Annotated in this window: 1 protein-coding gene; it reads right to left on the minus strand. The window is 70.4% G+C overall.

From position 1 onward, the window contains the following. Positions 1-680: alcohol dehydrogenase catalytic domain-containing protein (locus AC31A1_RS51945; RefSeq protein WP_489659999.1), on the minus strand; the 680-nt coding region annotated here is incomplete at its 3' end. Between the last annotated feature and the right edge of the window lie 264 nt (positions 681-944).

A 944-nucleotide genomic window follows, 5' to 3' on the forward strand; every position in this document is an offset into this window, starting at 1 on the left:
TCCCTTGCTATGGCTCCGCCCACCCCGTCGAACACGACCGTCGCGTGCCGCCCGCCCAGCCCGGCCCGCACCTTCCCCGGCCACTCCGGGTCCGTGTAGTCGATGGCGAGATCGGCGCCGTTCGCCCGCACGAGGGCGACCTTCTCCGGACCGCCCGCGAGACCGACGACCGTGGCACCGGCGTGCTGGGCGTACTGCACGAGCAGCGTCCCGAGCCCGCCCGCGGCGGCTGGAACGACGACTACGGAGTCGGCGTCCAGCTCGCTGAACTGCACGATCCCCATCGCAGTACGCCCCGTCCCGATCATCGCGACGGCCTGTGCGAAGTCCAGGTTCGCCGGGATCTCGTGCACCCGGTCGACATCGACCACGGCCAACTCCGCGTACCCGCCCGGCGCGAACCCCAGATGCGCGACCACCCGCTTCCCGAGCCACAGCCCGGCGACCCCGTCCCCGAGCGACTCGACGACACCGGCGACCTCGCGGCCGGGGATGGTGGGGAGTGCGGGGAGTTCGGGGAGCGGGCCCTGTTCGCCCGCGCGCAGAACGGTGTCGAGGAGGTGGACGCCGGCCGCGGCGACGGCGATACGGACCTGGCCGGGGGCCGGGGCGGGATCGTCGACGGGTTCGTGGGTGAGGTTTTCGGCGGGCCCGAAGGCGTGGAGTCGTATGGCGTGCATGGGGTCCCCGTCGTCACGTAGGGATGGGTTTCTTCGCGTGCGGGTTATACGGGCTATACGGGTCATGCGGCTTGCGCGAGGTGCGGCTCGCGGGCTCCACTTTTCAACCTCAAGCGTGCTTGAGGTCAAGCGTCCGCCTGGGCGGCTCTTGGGTGCGGCGTTCTGTGAGTACGACGGTTCGAGGGAGCCGGAATGTGACGTCAATGGGGAGGTGAATTGCGTCTGCGCAGGTCAGGGGGGTTGTCAGTGGCGGGGTGCAGGATG

Source organism: Streptomyces sp. P5F9 (genome assembly GCF_057961495.1).